General features: G+C 63.7%; 12 protein-coding genes. 7 read left to right on the forward strand and 5 right to left on the reverse strand.

The window, feature by feature from the left end; all coding sequences use genetic code 11:
* Window positions 1-9: 9 nt before the first annotated feature.
* Entirely contained in the window at window positions 10-3903 is a 3894-nt protein-coding gene (locus tag NKH31_RS08255) for a tetratricopeptide repeat protein (protein WP_254864656.1), read from the reverse strand.
* Window positions 3904-4055: 152 nt separating this feature from the next.
* Between NKH31_RS08255 and NKH31_RS08260 the strand changes: the two genes are divergently transcribed.
* Window positions 4056-4718, forward strand: a complete 663-nt coding sequence (locus NKH31_RS08260) for an HAD family hydrolase (protein WP_254864657.1) — start codon at window positions 4056-4058, stop codon at window positions 4716-4718.
* Between the two features lie 467 nt (window positions 4719-5185).
* Here the strand turns inward: NKH31_RS08260 and NKH31_RS08265 are convergent, their stop codons facing one another.
* The 4 genes from NKH31_RS08265 to NKH31_RS08280 all read right to left on the reverse strand — a co-directional run bounded on the left by NKH31_RS08265 (window position 5186) and on the right by NKH31_RS08280 (window position 10456).
* Window positions 5186-7576, reverse strand: a complete 2391-nt coding sequence (locus NKH31_RS08265; RefSeq protein ID WP_254864658.1) for a DEAD/DEAH box helicase — start codon at window positions 7574-7576, stop codon at window positions 5186-5188.
* Between the two features lie 66 nt (window positions 7577-7642).
* On the reverse strand, window positions 7643-8236 hold the full coding sequence (locus NKH31_RS08270) for a DUF7978 family protein (protein ID WP_254864659.1): 594 nt from the start codon (window positions 8234-8236) through the stop codon (window positions 7643-7645).
* A gap of 224 nt (window positions 8237-8460) precedes the next feature.
* Entirely contained in the window at window positions 8461-8985 is a 525-nt protein-coding gene (locus tag NKH31_RS08275) for a PH domain-containing protein (RefSeq protein ID WP_254864660.1), read from the reverse strand.
* A gap of 73 nt (window positions 8986-9058) precedes the next feature.
* Complete coding sequence (locus NKH31_RS08280; protein ID WP_254864661.1) at window positions 9059-10456, reverse strand: MATE family efflux transporter; 1398 nt, start codon at window positions 10454-10456, stop codon at window positions 9059-9061.
* Between the two features lie 212 nt (window positions 10457-10668).
* Here NKH31_RS08280 and lipA point away from each other — a divergent pair, with 212 nt between their 5' ends.
* The 6 genes from lipA (at window position 10669) to NKH31_RS08310 (ending at window position 17229) form a co-directional block, all read left to right on the forward strand.
* Window positions 10669-11610, forward strand: coding sequence for a lipoyl synthase (gene lipA, locus NKH31_RS08285; protein WP_254864662.1), 942 nt, complete (start codon window positions 10669-10671; stop codon window positions 11608-11610).
* 431 nt (window positions 11611-12041) lie between these two features.
* A complete protein-coding gene (locus NKH31_RS08290; protein WP_254864664.1) occupies window positions 12042-12797 on the forward strand; it encodes a hypothetical protein in 756 nt (251 codons plus the stop codon).
* A 113-nt stretch (window positions 12798-12910) separates the two neighbouring features.
* Window positions 12911-13165, forward strand: coding sequence for a hypothetical protein (locus NKH31_RS08295; RefSeq protein WP_254864665.1), 255 nt, complete (start codon window positions 12911-12913; stop codon window positions 13163-13165).
* Window positions 13166-13538: 373 nt separating this feature from the next.
* Complete coding sequence (gene pdhA, locus NKH31_RS08300; RefSeq protein ID WP_254864666.1) at window positions 13539-14648, forward strand: pyruvate dehydrogenase (acetyl-transferring) E1 component subunit alpha; 1110 nt, start codon at window positions 13539-13541, stop codon at window positions 14646-14648.
* 2 nt (window positions 14649-14650) lie between these two features.
* The gene (locus tag NKH31_RS08305; RefSeq protein WP_256547920.1) at window positions 14651-15667 is read left to right on the forward strand and encodes an alpha-ketoacid dehydrogenase subunit beta; all 1017 of its coding nucleotides are present in this window, start codon (window positions 14651-14653) and stop codon (window positions 15665-15667) included.
* Window positions 15668-15669: 2 nt separating this feature from the next.
* A complete protein-coding gene (locus NKH31_RS08310) occupies window positions 15670-17229 on the forward strand; it encodes a 2-oxo acid dehydrogenase subunit E2 (protein WP_254864667.1) in 1560 nt (519 codons plus the stop codon).
* The last annotated feature ends 52 nt before the right edge of the window (window positions 17230-17281 follow it).

Raw genomic sequence — 17281 nt, forward strand, 5'->3', positions numbered from 1 at the left:
GGGAGGATGTCAGTGCTCAGACAGCCACGCTTCGTGGCGTTCGACGACCTCGTCGGGCGCTCCAGCCAGTAGCGCTCTCGCACGTTCGTCGTAGGTCTCCGAATCGGCCCAGTCGACGTCCGCGTCGACGAGCGTCTCGAGCGTTACGAACGCGTCGTGAATCGCTCCCATCGCTTCGAAGCGTTCCAGCGCCGAAATTGCGTATTCACGCGCGACTTCGACGGTCCCGGCGTCGAACGCGATCCGTCCCAACACGTGGTCTGCCCGGGCGACCCAGTAGGTCGCATCTATCGACGCCGCTCGTTCGCGAACGTCTCGCGCGATCGATTCCGCTCGCTCGACTTCGCCGCGAGCGCGTTCGAGGTCGGCGTGGGACAGTCGAACCCGGAGCGAGAGGATACCGTCTTCGTTCTCGATGGCGTCGAGTGCCGCTTCGAGGTGGTCTCCGGCTCGATCGATTGCACCAGTTCGACGTTCTACTTCGCTCAGACAGAGGTGGCTCAGGGCGATCTGTTCGGGATCCTCGATCGCCGTTGCGCGTTCCCGGCCTTTTTCGCTGTAGTGTTCTGCCTGCTCGTCCGTCCCTCGTCGCAGGGCGATCAGGCCGAGATTGTTGTACGTCCGGGCGATACCGCGCTGGTCGTCGAGGGCGTCGTATATCTCGAGACTCCGCTCGTAGCACTCGAACGCTCGATCGAGCGATCCGAGACGAAATTCGACCTCTCCGATGTTGTGAAGGCAGGAGGCTTCGCCGTGGCGGTTTTCGTGTTCCCGCCTGATCTCGAGGACCCGTTCGTGCATTGCTCCGGCGCGTTCGAAATTACCGCGTCGCCCTTCGACCGTGCCGATATTGTTGAGCGTCGACGACAGCCGCGGTCGATCGCCGAGTTCTTCCTTTCGCTCGAGGCTCCGTTCGTAGTACTCGATGGCCCGGTCGAAGTTGTTTCGCTGCGTCTCGAGGTGTCCGAGGTTGTGCAGACACTTTGCCACGCCGTGGCGATCGCCGAGTTGCTCGCTGCGTTCGAGACTTTCTTCGTACAACTTCTGGGCTCGTTCGTACTTTCCACGCTGGCCCTCGATAACGCCGAGGCTGTTCAGCGCCAGTGCCACGCCGTGGCGATCGCCGAGCGCTTTCATGTGATCGAGATTTCGTTCGAAGCACTCGGCCGCCCGATCGAACGATCCTCGTTTCCAGGCCACATTCCCCATCGAATTGATGGTTTCGGCCTGGCCGCGACGGTCGCCGAGTTCCGTTAGTAGTTCGAGACTCGATTCGTAGAACTCGGTCGCTCGATCGAACGCTCCCCGTTTCGTCGCGATATTGCCGATCTGTCGGTGGGTTCTCGCTTCCCAGCGACGGCGTCCGCTGGCACGGAACACCGTTACCGCGCGTTCGAAATTCCGTTCGGCCTCGTCGAACGAACCCCGTTCCGTCTGGATCTCGCCGAGACGAAGTTGCGCCCGCGCCCGAAGCACTGCGTTCTCCGGATCGTCCTCGTCGATCACGGACAGACACGCTCGACAGTGATCGATGGCCTCGTCGTACGCGCCGCGTTCGATGGAGACGCGAGCTACCCCCAGGCGTCGTTCGCCGGCGCGGCTGATCGATTCGTCGCCCACTCGTTCGAAGGCACGCTCAGCTCGGTCGTAGTAGCCGCCGGCGAGAAACAGCTTTCCGAGCCAGATCGGTCGGTCCTCGCGCGTCGAAGCCGCACACGCCGCCGGGAGTTCGATCTCGTCGTGGTCCCCATCGCCGAACAGCGGTGCGAGCGTCGCTCGCTCTCTTCCCAGGTCGTATACCGCCGCTACGAGCGAATCTGCCCACGATTCCGGGTCTTCGAGCGGCGTCTCCAGCGCCCGCTGCTGATCGAGGTGACTCGCGATCGCCTTCCGTTGATACTCGCTGTCTGCGAACGAAAGCAGTTCGCTCACCGCACTACCGAAGCGTCGTGCGGCGATCTCCTCACTTTCTACGCTGGCCAGGTGGGCGAGAAACGCCGTCGACCACTCCTCGTGGACCGCCCGGTACCGTCCGTCCGAACGCGGAAAGAGGACTCGCCCTTCGAGACGCTCCAGAACCGCATCGATGGCGTCGAACTGCGTCGGATCGCCCACGGTGTAGAGGAGTCCCCGTTCGACGCCGACGCCGGCTGCGTTGAGGACGTTTACGAGGATACCGACCGAGAGCGCGAGGTCGTCTCCGTGCAACGCATCGTAGACGTCGGAAACTGCGTCTTCGAGCGCGGTTGGCCCGTCGGCCAGCGGATCTGCATAGGTGGCCAGCCGGTGTATTACCCGGAGCAGCTCGTGGGTCGAGCCCTCGGTGGCTGACTCGTCGCTGACCGCCGCCCACAGCTCGTCGGTCGGGACGTCGACGGATCGATTCGCCGTTCGCTCGAAGTGTTCGACGAGTCTGGAACAGTCACGTTCGCTCAGTGGCGGGACGTGTGTCACCGCGAACTCGCTCGTCGTCGCCGCCGGCTCGAACCGATCGCGCCACTCGTGTTCGCGAGCGTCGAGCAGGACGGAGACGTCGTCGGTCGCCTCGAGCCGGTCGACCGCGTCGAAAATGGAGTCGGCGTTCGGACGAATCGCGTCTTCGACGACGACGAGCGCGTGTCCGTCACCGTTCGTGACGGTTTCGACGAGTTCGTCGACGGCCGTAAACGATCGACCGCGATCGCTCTCGCGGTAGTAGACGGGGCCGTGATCGTCGTCGTACCAGTCGCACGCGATCTGTTTACAGAGCGTACTCTTTCCCGAGCCGGGCGGTCCGAGGAGGACCTGATTCTCACCGGCCAGCAAGCTCGCGGTGAGCGACGCTGCCACGTCCTGGTCCGGGGTATCCGGTGAGTCGTCGCCCGCCCGGGATGATTCTCCCGCTTCTTTCGGTCTCGAGATTGCGTATCCGGTGTGCACTTCGGTGAGCGACAGTCCGGCTCGCCAGGCCGTCGACGGATCGGCAACCGGTTCGTTCAGAAAGTACGAGGCGTCGATTCGGGAGAATCCCTCGTGGTCTAGGGAGCCGGGGAGGGTCCGGCCGATCGTGGCGAACTCGGTCGCATCACCGGATTCGAACGCGTTTTGGTCGTCGGGCCACAGCGCACTCGTTCGATCCGTCGCCTCGGACCTGTACCGGTCGAAGGTCGTTTCGCCCCATCGGACGGCCGGAACTGCATCGTTGACGAGAAGCCCGTACAGCGTCCCCTGGTCGGTAAATGTGGCCAGGTGGACGGTGGTGCTGGATTCTGCCCCTCCCTCGGCCGATTCCAGTTCGAAGAGGCTCACTCCGAAGGGTGGAACGGAACCGACGGCGACCGAGAAGTCGTCCGTTTCGCCCATCGCCGCCATCCGCCGCGGAAACTCCTGCGTGAACGTGTCGAACACGTCCGGCGTCACGACCAGGTCGGCGCGATGACCGTCGGTGATGACGTGTTCGTAGAGCAGGCGTACGTGTCGCGGGTCCTCGAGCGTGGGGATGAGCGCACGATACTCCGTCGCCTCGGCCAGCGTATCGATACTCCGTTCGAGCGGTCGATACGGGGACGGGTCGCCCGCGAGAATCGCCTCGCCGCGGGCGACGAGTGCGGGATCGATCTCCGCGCCGGCGGGAATCGGATCGAGGACGGTCTTGGCCGCCAGGATGTCCTCGAACGTTTCCAGGAACGCCTCGAGGTGATCGTAGACGAGTCGGCCAGCGACCGTCACGCTGACGCCGCCGTCACTGCGTTCGACGAGGTCGATCGCCTCGAGGTCGTTTACGGCCCTGTTGATGGTCGCTCTCGACTGGCCCGTATCGGCCACGAGGTCGCGAATGTGAGCTGACGACCTACAGAGTCGCTCGAGTATCTCGATCCGTTTGATGATCGTTCTCGTGTGCTCGGCCGGAATTGCCCCCACCATCAATACCGTCTACACTCTATCTCCTCGTGTTATAGTTGTATGGTCCGGCTTATCCAACGGCCGCGCTGAAGGAACGAAGTCGGCACCAACACAGGAGACGTCGAGCCACGCGGTCCAAACCGCTTTCCGACCCGCGCTCGTAGCGGCCGACGATGACCGCCGTACTCTTCGACATGGACGGCGTCCTCGTCGACAGCGAGGACTACTGGGTCGAGTTCGAGGCGACCGAACTCTTTCCCGACGCCGTTCCGGATCACGACGTCGACCTGAACGAAACCTCGGGAATGAACTTTCGCGAGATCTACGACTACCTCGACGACGAGTACGGGACGGCCATCTCGCGCGAGGAGTGGATCGATCGGTTCGACGAGATGGCCCGGGACGTCTACACCGAGGAAGTCTCGCTCCTTTCCGGCCTCCCGGACCTGCTCGCCGCCCTCGACGAGCGAAACGTGACGGTCGCGGTCGTCTCTTCCTCACCGCGGGCGTGGATTTCACTCGTCCTCGACCGCTTCGACCTCGCCGACGAATTCGACGCGGTGGTGAGCGCAGACGACATCGACGCGGCGAGCAAACCGGCGCCCGACGTCTACGAACACGCCGCCTCGGTGGTCGGCGAACCTACCGCCGACTGCGTCGCGGTCGAGGACTCGGAAAACGGCATCGAGGCGGCCGACCGCGCCGGAACGACCGTCGTCGCGTATCGGATCGACGCACACGGCGACCTCGAATACGAGCGGGCAGACGCCGTCGTCGACGATCCCGGGGAGCTTCGCGAGACGGTCTTCGAGTTATCGACGAGCGACGGTCGCTAACGAGCGTCGTCACTGAGCGGGCCCGACCGTTCTCAGGGCGTACGTTCGACCGCTACGTCGGCTTCGACCGTCGGTACTCGTCCGCACAGTCGTCCATGCCGGACGCCTGAATAACCTGTCGAATATGGAAATCTTTCTCCTGCGGATCGTCGGAATCGAGCGCCGATTCTAAATGACGCTTACAGTCTTCGCTTAGCTCCCCCATCCCTGCACAGGCCATTCGGCTCCGTTACTATATTCTTCACGGAGTCGACTGGTCATTTGCGTGTCGCAAGTCGACGCCTCGTCACCAGTTCTGACGAGTGATGGTGGCGAATCCTCGTCCACCTTCGATCGACGCCGATGGCGACTCCGAACTGATCGGGACCCACCGAGCCGGCCGGATCGCGGTCGACTTCTACCCGGGTGCCCGGCTGGTCGATTGCGGTTCAAGCGACGAACTCGAATGTCCGTTCACCCGGTCCGACTCAGACGATGTCGACCGATCGCGTCTCTGCGACCGGAACGAGCGGGCGCTCCGGAAACGCCACGCTGACGGACAACTCGAGTGAGTCCGCGTCGGCACCGAAGATGGCGATCGGCACCGTCTCCTCCTCGCGCAGGTAGGTGTCGGCGCTCGTCATCTCGACGCCGTTTACCGTCGCGCGAATTTCGGCACGGGCGGCGTCGCCGCGATTGGTGACGACGACCTCCTGTAGCTCGTTTTCCCCGGCGGCGATCGAGTCGGGAAAGTCGCCCGCCCACTCGATTTCGACGGCCGGGAGCGATCGGGCCGCCGTTCGAACGCGTTCGGCCACCCCCTCGTCCAGGCCGGCGTCGACGAGCGCCGACGCGTCGGCGTCGACGACGTCCGCGGGCGTCGTGAGTCCGGCCCCGGCGAGTTTGCTTGCCCGGCCCGGGCCGACCCCGTCGATCGCCGTCAGCCCGACGGCCGCCGCGTCGACGCCGTTTTCGATGCGCGCTTCGAGTCGACTCGCCCGGTTCGCGTCGTGCCCGCTCGCGAACCGATCGAGAAACGCCCGGAGCGCCGCGAGCAGGCGGAGGGCGTTTCGCGTGATCGCCCAGGCGTCGCTTCGCAACTCGGCCGGGGCACTCCCGTTCGTCTCGGCGCGAAGGATCGCGAGCACCTTTCGCTGTCCGCTGGTTTCGACCCGCTGGCTCACCGTCTGGCCCGTCAGTATCGCGTCGATCGCATCCCGCTCGGACTGGCGGGCCGTGACGGAGTCGAACGCGCCGGCGGTGGCGATCGTCTCGAGGATCGTCGCGTCGTCGAGCGAGCCCTCGGCCGCCTCCGCACAGCACTCGGCGAACGCCTCCGCGGTCCGTAAGTCGAGGTAGTACCGCGAGGTGAGCCGTCCGAGGGCGGTCGGTTCGATGGCACCTCGCGTCCCGTCGCCGTCCGTTCGTTCGACGAATCCGCCGTCTTCGAGGGTGCAAAGCGCATCGCGTACGATCGTCTCCAGATCGGCGAAGCCGTACTTCGCCGGCCGGCTCTGACCGCGCTCGTAGAAGTAGGTGGTTTCGAGCCAGTCGAAGACGTCGGACTCGCTCGTGACGGTCCCCATCGCGATCTCCGCGTTTAAGTGCGTATCGAGGCTCTCGGCCAGCTGTGACTCGATCTCCGTCCCTTCCCGAAGCAGTCGTCGGTAGCGATCCGCGTCGGCGCTATCGCAGACGACCCAGCCGTAGCCGACGTCGTCGTAGCCGGGTCGGCCCGCACGGCCGAGCATCTGCAACACGTCGAGCGGGCTCATGTCGATCTCGCCGCCGGCGAGCGAGTCGTGGTACTTCGTGTCCCGAAGGATGACGCAGCGGGCGGGCAGGTTGACGCCCCAGGCGAGCGTCGACGTCGAGAAGAGCAGTTCGATCACTCCGTCTTTGAACCACCGCTCGACGAGGTCCTTGTCGTTCTTCGAGAGGCCGGCGTGGTGGAACGCGACGCCGTCGAGCACCGATTTGCGCAACGTGTCGTTGTTGAGCTGTTTCGCCTCCGTGTGAAAGTCGTACTCGCCGCGGGCGCCCATCGGAACGTCTCGCTCGGCGATCTCGTCTCTGGCCTTCTTCGCGGCCTGAACGGTATCCTGGCGGGAGGCGACGAAGACGAGCGCCTGACCGTCCTCGCGGAGGTGCGGTTCGGCCAGGTCGAGCGCGCGGTAGAGCCGGCGGTACTTGTCGGCGAAGGCGTTCTCGCCGTGGGTGTAGGTCTTGACGTCCGCGTGCAATTCGACCGGTCGGTACTCGTCGCCGAAGTCGAACGTACACGCCTCGGGCGCGTCGAGCCACGCGGCCACGTCCTCGACGTTCGGCATCGTCGCCGAGAGGGCGACGATCCGCGGCTCGCAGAGCCGGCGGAGCCGCGAAATCGTCACTTCGAGGACGGAACCGCGGCGGTCCGCGTCGAGCAGGTGGACCTCGTCGATCACGCAGCAGTCGATGTTTGTGACGAAGTCGTACCGGTGTGAGTCGTGCTTTCGCGTGGCCGAGTCTAACTTCTCGGGCGTCATCACGAGGATGTCGGCCCGGCGGGCCCGGCGCGGGTTCAGGTCGCGCTCGCCGGTGACGACGTAGACCGAGTAGTCGAGCGCTTCGAACCGATCCCAGTCGGCTTCCTTCTCGTTCGTCAGCGCCCGGAGCGGCGCGATGAAGCAGGCGGTCCCGCCCGCGTCTAAGGTCTTACAGATCGCGAGTTCGGCCAGGGCGGTCTTGCCCGAGGCGGTCGGTGCGCTCGCGACCACGTTCTCCTCGCGTTCTAACAGCGCTGGGAGCACCTCGCGTTGCATCCGGTTGAACGAGTCGAAGGCGAACGCGTCGGCGAAATCCGTTTCCAGCGAGTCGGCGAGAACCTCGGCGACGTCCATCTACGAGTAGAGGGGTGACGCCGGGTGAAAGGCGTTTCCACTCGACGATGGCAGGTCGACCGGGGCTCACCGTCCGCTCACGAGAACAGCCAGAACCGCCCCCGCGGTCGCGAAGACGAGCGGGTAGAGTACGCCGGCGAGGACGACGGCCGGGACGAGTTCCGGCCCGACCGAGCCGGTCACGTCGACGCCGAAGAACGTCCCCTCCGAGCGCGATTCGCTCGCGTACACGCCGAGGCTCATCACGACGGCGTAGCCGATCGTCACCGGGGCGCCGGCGACGACCGCCTCGCCGAGGTCGCCCGCCCGGAGGTTGTGCGCGAGCAGCGCACCGGCGCCGAGCAGGACGAGCGGCGGTATCACGTACAGCAGTTCGACGCTCTGGGCGCTCGACTCGGCGACGAGGTCGACCGTCGTCGACCCGCCGAGGCCGCCGAACGAGCCGCTCGTCTCGAGTTCGACGAAGTGGGCGTTGTAGTAGTACCAGGCCGTCGCCCGCCACTCGCCGACGGCGTCCGCGTTATCTCGCACCTCGTCGCGGACCAGGAGGTAGGAGGCCAGGTAGCCGATCGCCGCCGCGATGACGCCGACCCCGGCACCGGCTGCGACACTCGGACGGTCTGTCCTCGCACGGTCGTCCGTCGACAGGATCGTCGACATAGCGTTGGCCACCGTCTGCCAGTCGCGTAATAGTCTTTCTGGTGCGTGTCGTCCCGGTGAGATTTACTCTCGAGTGTGGTGAACTCGACGCTACGAGACCGCCGGTGACGGCCCGTCGCTGGGGGGTCACGATCGGGCGACGCAAGTGTGCAGGCTGACGGTCGGGCGCGACGCAAGCGTGCAGGCGTACGACCGACGAGCCGATCACACAACCGACGGGTTGATCAGACGCGGCTGGTCCGGTTCGGCCCGTTCGCGCGACCGAGCTGTCGGGAGAGGACGCGGCTCGCTCGCTCCGGATCAGGAACGCGGTCGAACGTCACCTCGGGCTCGCCGGAGCCGGCGGTGTAGACGGATATATCGCCGTAGCCGAGGAGTCGACCCGCGACCGACTGGCGCCGGGTCGTGTTCTGGACGCGTTCGAGCGAGAGCTGGGTAACGTCTCGCGAGACGACGCCGCGCTTCGCGTAGAGCTGCTCGTTCGTGAGGACGTATCGCGTGTTCGTCCAGAAGGCGTAGGATACCCCGGCGCTCGCGACGCCGCCCGCCGCGATCGCGATGCCGAGCCAGCCGACGAGTCCGTAGCCGCCTTCCCACGCCCACGCGGCGGCGACGAGGCCGAACACGGCGAACGCCAGTCCGACGAGAAAGCGCGTTCCGAGTTCGATCGGGTGCGGGCGGGCGGACCATAGCACGTCCTCGCCCTCCGCGAGGTGTAGCCAGTCGGTCGAGTCCCCAGTCAGGCTCACAGTGTGTCCTACTCGTTCGAACACGGTATAGTTAGGCGGCGTATTCCCGGCACCGTCGCCAAGACGGCCGGCGTCAGTCCGCCGTCGCGGCGGCGACCGCTCGCTGGTTCATCCCGTCGTTCGTCTCGTAGTAGTAGTACAGCCCCAGCCCGATCGCCGTGACGACGTTCGAGATGGTCACCGCCCAGAAGACGCCCTGTACGTCCCAGCCGAGCGGGTACGCGAGCACCGCCGCGACCGGCAGGCGGACCGCCCAGTACTGGGCGAGCGAGGCGACCATGCTGGTTCGGGTGCGGCGCGCGCCGTTGAATCCGGCCTGGAGGAGGTACGTCGCGCCGATCGCCCAGTAGCCGATCGCGACGATGACGAGGTACTCGGCGGCGAGTTCGATCTCGGCCGGGTCCGCGTCGGGCATGACGAACCAGGAGATGGTCTCGGGGAGGGCGATCTGAACCGCGGCGACGATCGATAACGCGACGGCGGCCACCCCGACGCCGATCCAGGTCGTCCGGCGAGCGCGGTCGGGTCGACCGGCACCGAGGTTCTGGCCGACCATGCTCTGGGCGGCCTTTTGCAGCCCCATCGCGGGGACGAACGCCACGCTGGCGACGCGAGCTCCGATGGTGTAGGCGGCGAGCGCGACCGCCCCGCCGACGGCGGCGACGATCCAGATCATGACGACGCGTGCGAGCTGGCTGACGCCGTGCTGGCCGGCCGTCGGCCAGCCGATGTCGACGATCTCCCGGCAATCGCTCCGGTTTAGGACCACGACGTCGCGGGTGAGCACGAACCCGTTTCTGCCGGCGACGAACATCGACAGCCCGAGGACGAAGCCGCAGCCGTAGCCGATGCCGGTCGCGAGCGCGGCGCCGGCGACGCCGAATTCGGGGAACGGCCCCCAGCCGAAGATCAAGAACGGATCGAGGACGACGTTGACGAAGACGGCGAGGAGGTTGATGTAGAGGGCGGCCCGGGCGTCTCCCCAGCCGACGAAGCTCCCTTCGATGACGTCGCTACCGGCGAGAATCGGCAAGAACAGGGCGTAGACGGCGAGATACTCCGCCGCGTACGCGGTCGTGAGTTCGCCCGCGCCGAAGATCGACATGATCTCTGCGGCCAGGACGAACACCGCGAGACCGGTCGCGAGCCCGACGCCGATGCCAAGCAGCGTCCCGTTGACGGCCGCGCGGCGTCCGGCGCGTTCGTTTTCGGCGCCGACGCGCTGGGCGACGAGCACCTGCGTGCCGACCATCGCTCCGATGACGGCCACGGAAAGTAGCGTCACCACCGGAAAGTTCAGGCCGACCGCGGCGATGGCCTCGACGCTGTCTTCGTGTCGACCGAGCCAGAGCGTATCCACCAGCTGCTGGATCACCTGGACGACGTTCTGTACGAGAAGCGGCGTGGCGAGCACCAGCAGGGTCGTCAGGATCGGTCCGTTCGTGATGTCATCGCGGTCGACGTCTAGCATCCGGTCTGGCCCGGAAATAGCCGGAACAAATCATAAGCGTTTTCATCTATGTTGGCTTGAAACTCGCTTCGTCGAGGGAACGCCGGACCAGAATTCGGACCGCGACGCCCTGGCGGCAAATATTACCTGTTACCGACCGATCGGCGGATCGACGACGGCGAGTTCGGTCGGGATCACCACGCTTTTTCACGGTCGGGCGCGACGCTCTTCGTATGAGTCGCGCCCGGAAACCCGACTGGCTGAAGATGCGACCGCCTTCGGGTCGGGAGTTCGCGGGAATCCGCGAGACGCTGCGCGAGCACGACCTCCACACCGTCTGCGAAGAGGCAAATTGTCCGAATCTCGGAGAATGTTGGTCGGGCGGGGACGCCACAGGTTCCAGCGACGGCGGAACAGCGACGTTCATGCTGATGGGAGACAAGTGTTCGCGCGCGTGCAACTTCTGTGACGTCCAGACCGGCGGGATGGAGGCGCTCGATCCGGACGAGCCGGCGAACGTGGCGAGCGCGATCGCCGAGATCGGGCTGGATTACGTCGTGTTGACCTCGGTCGACCGCGACGACCTTCCCGACCAGGGTGCCGGCCACTTCGCCGAGACGATCCGCGAGATCAAAGCGCGCCATCCGGGAATCCTCGTCGAGGTGTTGATCCCGGACTTCCAGGGAGAGCCCGATCTCGTCCGGAAGATCATCGACGCCGACCCGGACGTCATCGCCCACAACGTCGAGACCGTCGAGCGTCTGCAGTTTCCCGTCCGGGACCGCCGGGCGGGCTACGAGCAGAGCCTCGGCGTCCTAGAGCAGGTCGACCGGGAGTCAGACATTTACACCAAGACGTCGATCATGCTCGGCCACGGCGAGTACGACCACGAGGTCTACCAGACGCTGGCCGACTGTCGCGAACGCGGCGTCGACGTTGTAACCCTCGGTCAGTACCTCCAGCCCTCGCGCAGCCACCTCGACGTTACACGGTACGACCATCCGGACAAGTACGAGACCTGGCGGCGAGTGGCCGAAGCGGAACTCGGCTTTCTGTACTGTGCGAGCGGGCCGATGGTGCGCTCGTCGTACAAAGCCGGCGAGCTGTTCGTCGACGCGATCTTGCGCGACGGCAAGTCGGTCGAGGAGGCCAGGGCGGAAGCACGTGCCTTGTAACTCGGTCAGTAATCCTCTTCCATTTTGCACCTGTACCGGTCACGGAAAGTTCTGGGGTGTTTGTGAATTATGATTGCGGCAACGCAAACTGTAGTGGCATGATTAGGCATAGGTCCATCTAAGAAACAAAACTAATCCAGACCCTATCTTTGGTTTAAGCCGACATTCCCTCACTAACCATCAGTCACCAATACTTTCTTCTTAACTATTTAGAAATATAAAATTATTAAGTATAATAATTACGAAAACTACTTTAACCCTTGGCTATATTGCTTGGATACATGGCGAACAAAACCACAAATCGGAGAAAGGTCATGAAGTAAATTGCCGCGAGTACACTCCCGTGCTATGCCGCTGGTCAATCCGCTGCTCAACAGAGCAAGGGACTAATCAAAGTTGACAATTCATTTGATCCAACTGATGAGGGTGACGTGGCAAAATACCTTGTCAGTAGGTTTGAGAGGGATAACCAAATAAAATCCCGGGCCATCGATGAGTCTTCCACGGTTGGAACGTATGATGGGAACGATGGAAATAAATCGGACGTAAAAGATCTCCTAATCTCCGGAGAAAGCACTCGTGTGGACCCGGGTATTGAACTCCCTGAGCATGCTAAAAAGCGTCTCAGAAATGAAGGGGAGCGAATGTTGGATGAACTTGACCGTGAGCAATTCAAAGCACTTGAAGAGTTCTGGAAAACTGAGGTGGAGTTATCAATAAATTCTGCATCAACTGGCTCTCCACCACTTCCAGCCAGTGGTTCATCCGCATCACTCTCTACGGATTACAGACAAGCAGAGTTCGAAGCGAATGTCCAAGCAGTCATACGTGTTCCAATCCCGCCCTTTGGTCATGTTGAGTATGACGCTTTCACGTATACGCATAGAATTGATTGGGAGTATATCCCAGGAGAAACTGTGGATAATTTCATCGCCATCTGCACTGGGAGTGGTGGATGGTTTAATTATGCCAGATGGTCGTATGAGGGGGATGAAGATCAAGTGACTGCTCCCAGAGCAGGCGGCAACTTCTTCATATCGGACAGCACTGGCGTATTTGATCGGTGCACTGTCACCTCAGTTGGAGGGGGTTGGACCTGCATAGCTACCGATCGGATGTACACGAGAACGGCCGGTAATTGGAACGGAACGGGGGCACTCACTCGAGAAGAACTTAATCCGGAGTAACTAACTTCACTTCTCCAATATTGAAGTGGCTCAATCTATATTATAGATCCATGCTACCAGTCCATCATGAATCGTTGGTCTTATCGATATCGGCGGGGTATTGAAACGTAGCTATGGATGATAGTGCGGAAAATAGTATAAAAATGCAGATGAGTTCTGAAGAGTTTCAATCTATTGTAGAAAGAGCTGTCAAAAATGCAATTCTCGGAGTACTCACAATAGTCCTGGGGATTATTCTCGCACTGGTCTTTATAGTATCTGGGGCTAGAATGATTGTCTACACTCCTGGCATAGTTTGGAACATATTTGGATTTCTAAACATTCTTTTTGGGGCGTTAATATTTTGGTGGGCCGTTATTCTGCAGTGAGCGCTATTTCTAGCTAACACCACATTATTTCCATTCTAGAGGGAAACTTCCCACATATTTCGTCTCTTTTTTACACGGCCGGTTTCCAATGGAATCCGCCGAGTCTCATCGACAACTACTGCCAAACCGTGTCGCATGTCGACATTTGACACTGAACGACTGTCGACGCACGTCCAGTTTCCCATCGAAAATCAAGCACGATTAGCCGATTATCTACGTTCGGGCGAATAAAAATACGATCGTCCACCGACGGCGCGAAACGGCGCCGTCCTGTGGTACACTGTCGCAATAATTCCGGCGTTAGTAAACTCTATACGAAAATTTGATACCGGGAGCCGTTCAACGTTGAGGATATGCGAAGGTGGGTCTACCCGTGAGTACGCTACAGCACGAACCCGACGACCGCGTTCAGGTGTTAGACGACGCCGGACGGGTCAGAGAGGGCGCGACGGTACCGGATCTCGACGAGGATACCCTCGTCGGGATGTACGAACAGATGCGGCTGGTCAGACACTTCGACGAGCGCGCGGTCAGCCTCCAGCGCCAGGGGCGGATGGGGACGTACCCGCCGCTGTCGGGACAGGAGGGCGCCCAGATCGGCAGTGCAACGGCGCTCGCCGAGGACGACTGGGTCTTCCCCAGCTACCGCGAGCACGGCGCCGGGCTGGTCCGCGGACTCTCGTTAAAGCGCACCCTGCTCTACTGGATGGGCCACGAGCACGGCAACTACATTCCGGAGGACGTCAACCTCTTTACGGTCGCCGTGCCGATCGCGACTCAGATCCCCCACGCCGCGGGCGCCGCCTGGGCCTCCCGGCTCAAGGGCGAAGAGAAGGCCTTCCTCTGTTACTTCGGCGACGGCGCCACCTCGGAGGGCGACTTCCACGAAGGGCTGAACTTCGCCGGCGTCTTCGACGCCCCGGCGATCTTCTTCTGTAACAACAACCAGTGGGCGATCTCGGTGCCGCGCGAGCGACAGACCGCGAGCCAGACGATCGCCCAGAAGGCGACCGCCTACGGATTCGAGGGCGTTCAGGTCGACGGCATGGACCCACTGGCCGTCTACAAGGTGACCCGCGACGCCGTCGAGAAGGCGAAGAACCCGGGCGAGGGCGAGCTTCGACCGACGCTGATCGAGGCCGTCCAGTACCGCTTCGGGGCTCACACCACCGCCGACGACCCGTCGGTCTACCGCGACGAGGAGGAAGTCGAGCGCTGGAAGCAGAAGGACCCGATCCCGCGCATGGAGACCTTCCTGCGCGAGTACGGCATGCTCGACGACGAGCGCGTCGACGCGATCGAATCGCACATCGAAGACGAGGTCGCCGACGCCATCGCTGCAGCCGAGGAGTTCGAGGCCGCCGACCCGGCCGAGATCTTCTCACACGTCTACGACGGCATGCCCCGTCGACTCGAAGAACAGCTAGAGTGGCTCGAAACGCTTCGCGAACGCCACGGCGACGAAGCGCTCCTGGAGGACTGACCATGGCAGCCGAACAACAATCACGACCGGCAGACGACGCAGAGACGGAGAACTTGACGCTCGTCCAGGCGGTCCAGGACGGGCTGGCGACCGAGATGGCCCGCGACGACGACGTGCTCGTCATGGGCGAAGACGTCGGCAAGAACGGCGGCGTGTTCCGCGCCACCGACGGACTCTACGAGGAGTTCGGCGAGGACCGCGTTATCGACACGCCGCTGGCCGAGTCGGGCATCGTCGGCACGGCCATCGGCATGGCCTCCTACGGCATGCGCCCTGTCGCCGAGATGCAGTTTCTCGGCTTCATCTATCCCGCGTTCGACCAGATCGTCTCGCACGCGGCCCGACTGCGCACCCGCTCGCGCGGCCGTTTCGAGTGTCCGCTCGTCGTCCGCGCCCCCTACGGCGGCGGCATCCGCGCCCCCGAGCACCACTCCGAATCCTCGGAGGCGATGTTCGCCCACCAGCCGGGGCTCAACGTCGTCGTTCCCTCGACGCCGTACGACACCAAGGGGCTGCTGACCAGCGCGATCCGCAGCCAGGATCCGGTCCTCTTTCTCGAACCCAAGCTGATCTACCGCGCGTTCCGCGAGGAGGTTCCGACCGAATCCTACGAGGTCCCGCTCGGTAAAGCCGCGGTCCGCCGCGAGGGCGAGGACATCTCGGTCTACACCTGGGGTGCGATGACTCGGCCGACGCTCGAAGCCGCCGAGACGCTCGACGGCGAGATCGACGTCGAGGTCGTCGACCTGCGGACGCTCTCGCCGCTCGACTACGACACCATCGTCGACTCCTTCAAGAAGACCGGCCGCGCGGCGGTCGTCCACGAGGCGCCCAAAACCGGCGGACTCGCCGCCGAGATCACGACGACGCTTCAGGAGGAAGCGCTCGTCTACCAGGAGGCGCCGGTCGAGCGAATCACCGGTTTCGACACGCCGTTCCCGCTCTACGCGCTCGAAGACTACTACCTGCCCGAGGCGGAACGAATCGTCGACGGTATCACAAACGCGGTGGAGTTCTAATCATGACGCTCGAATTCACGCTGCCTGACGTCGGGGAAGGCGTCGCGGAGGGCGAACTGGTCTCCTGGCTCGTCGAACCAGGCGACGCCGTGACCGAGGACATGCCCGTCGCGGAGGTCGAGACTGACAAGGCGCTCGTCGAGGTGCCCTCGCCGACCGACGGCACCGTCAGGGAACTGCACTGGGCGGAAGGCGACGTCGTCCCCGTCGGCGACCTGTTCATCACGTACAACGTCGAAGGCGAGGCGCCTAGCCCCTCGGAAGGTGCGAGCGGTGAAACCGCGAGCGAGGGCGAGGCCGGTGGCGAGCCGGCGGCTGACACCGCCGGCGACCCCGGCGCCACGGGCGCCGACGAGACCGGCGAGGCCGAGACGCCGTCGGGGCGCGTCTTCGCCCCGCCGTCGGTTCGTCGGCTGGCGCGCGAACTCGGCGTCGACCTGTCGACGGTCGAGGGAACCGGTCCGAGCGGACGCCTCACGGAGGGTGACGTCCGCGCCGCGGCCGACGAGGGCGACGACGAGACGGTCGAACCGGAAACGGAGGAACCGTCGGAGCCTGCCGAAACCGCGGCGGGACGCGAAACGGCCGCGGAGGCCACTCAGTCGGCCGCGGCTCGTGGCGGGACGGCCGCCCAGGTCGAATCGGCCGACCGCGAGCGAACGCTCGCCGCGCCGGCGACCCGCAAGCTCGCCGAGGAGGAGGGCGTCGATCTGAACGCCGTTCCGACCGACGAGGAGCGCGACGGCCAGGCGTTCGTCACGCCCGAAGCGGTGACTGAGTACGCCGAGGCCCAGCGTCAGGCCCAGGAGGCCGACGCGGCCGCCGTCGCGTCCGGCGAGACCGGTCCGCGCGAGCGTCGCGAGGACTTCCGCGGCGTGCGCAAGACGATCGCGGACGCGATGGTCGAATCGAAGTTCACCGCGCCACACGTCACCCACCACGACGAGGTGGACGTGACGAAACTCGTCGAGACTAGAGAGCGCTTGAAGCCGATCGCCGAGGAGCAGGGCATCCGACTCACCTTCATGCCGTTCATCATGAAGGCGGTCGTCGCCGCCCTGGAGGAATTCCCGGAGATGAACGCCGTCATCGACCTGGACAACGACGAGATCGTCTACCGAAATTACTACAACATCGGCGTGGCCGCGGCGACCGACGTCGGCCTGATGGTCCCGGTCGTCGACGACGCGGACCGAAAGGGCATGCTCCAGCTCTCTTCGGAGATGAACGAACTCGTCACGAAGGCGCGAGAGCGCTCGATTTCGCCCGACGAGCTTCGCGGCTCGACCTTTACGATCACGAACATCGGCGGCATCGGCGGCGAGTACGCCACGCCCATCTTGAACTACCCAGAGTCGGGCATTCTCGCCGTCGGCGAGATCAAGCGAAAGCCCCGCGTCGTCGAAGATCCCGAGACCGGCGAGGAGTCGATCGAACCTCGCTCGGTGATGACGCTCTCGCTGTCGATCGATCACCGGCTCATCGACGGGGCGGTCGCCGCTCGCTTCACGAACGAGGTCATGACGTACCTCGAGGATCCGGAACTGCTGTTGCTAGAGTAACCCGCGGTCGCTTCTATTCTCGTCGGATTCACCACGCCTCGAAACCGAAGGA

The sequence above is a fragment of the Halovivax gelatinilyticus genome (assembly GCF_024300625.1).
Classification (GTDB): Archaea; Halobacteriota; Halobacteria; order Halobacteriales; family Natrialbaceae; genus Halovivax; species Halovivax gelatinilyticus.

What these genes read in the sequence shown, in the direction of transcription:
- NKH31_RS08310 (WP_254864667.1), top strand. Translation starts at nt 15,670, where the DNA reads ATGACGCTCGAATTCACGCTGCCTGACGTCGGGGAAGGCGTCGCGGAG.
- NKH31_RS08305 (WP_256547920.1), top strand. Translation starts at nt 14,651, where the DNA reads ATGGCAGCCGAACAACAATCACGACCGGCAGACGACGCAGAGACGGAG.
- lipA (WP_254864662.1), top strand. Translation starts at nt 10,669, where the DNA reads ATGAGTCGCGCCCGGAAACCCGACTGGCTGAAGATGCGACCGCCTTCG.
- NKH31_RS08255 (WP_254864656.1), bottom strand. Translation starts at nt 3,903, where the DNA reads ATGGTGGGGGCAATTCCGGCCGAGCACACGAGAACGATCATCAAACGG.
- NKH31_RS08270 (WP_254864659.1), bottom strand. Translation starts at nt 8,236, where the DNA reads ATGTCGACGATCCTGTCGACGGACGACCGTGCGAGGACAGACCGTCCG.
- NKH31_RS08280 (WP_254864661.1), bottom strand. Translation starts at nt 10,456, where the DNA reads ATGCTAGACGTCGACCGCGATGACATCACGAACGGACCGATCCTGACG.
- NKH31_RS08265 (WP_254864658.1), bottom strand. Translation starts at nt 7,576, where the DNA reads ATGGACGTCGCCGAGGTTCTCGCCGACTCGCTGGAAACGGATTTCGCC.
- NKH31_RS08260 (WP_254864657.1), top strand. Translation starts at nt 4,056, where the DNA reads ATGACCGCCGTACTCTTCGACATGGACGGCGTCCTCGTCGACAGCGAG.
- NKH31_RS08295 (WP_254864665.1), top strand. Translation starts at nt 12,911, where the DNA reads ATGGATGATAGTGCGGAAAATAGTATAAAAATGCAGATGAGTTCTGAA.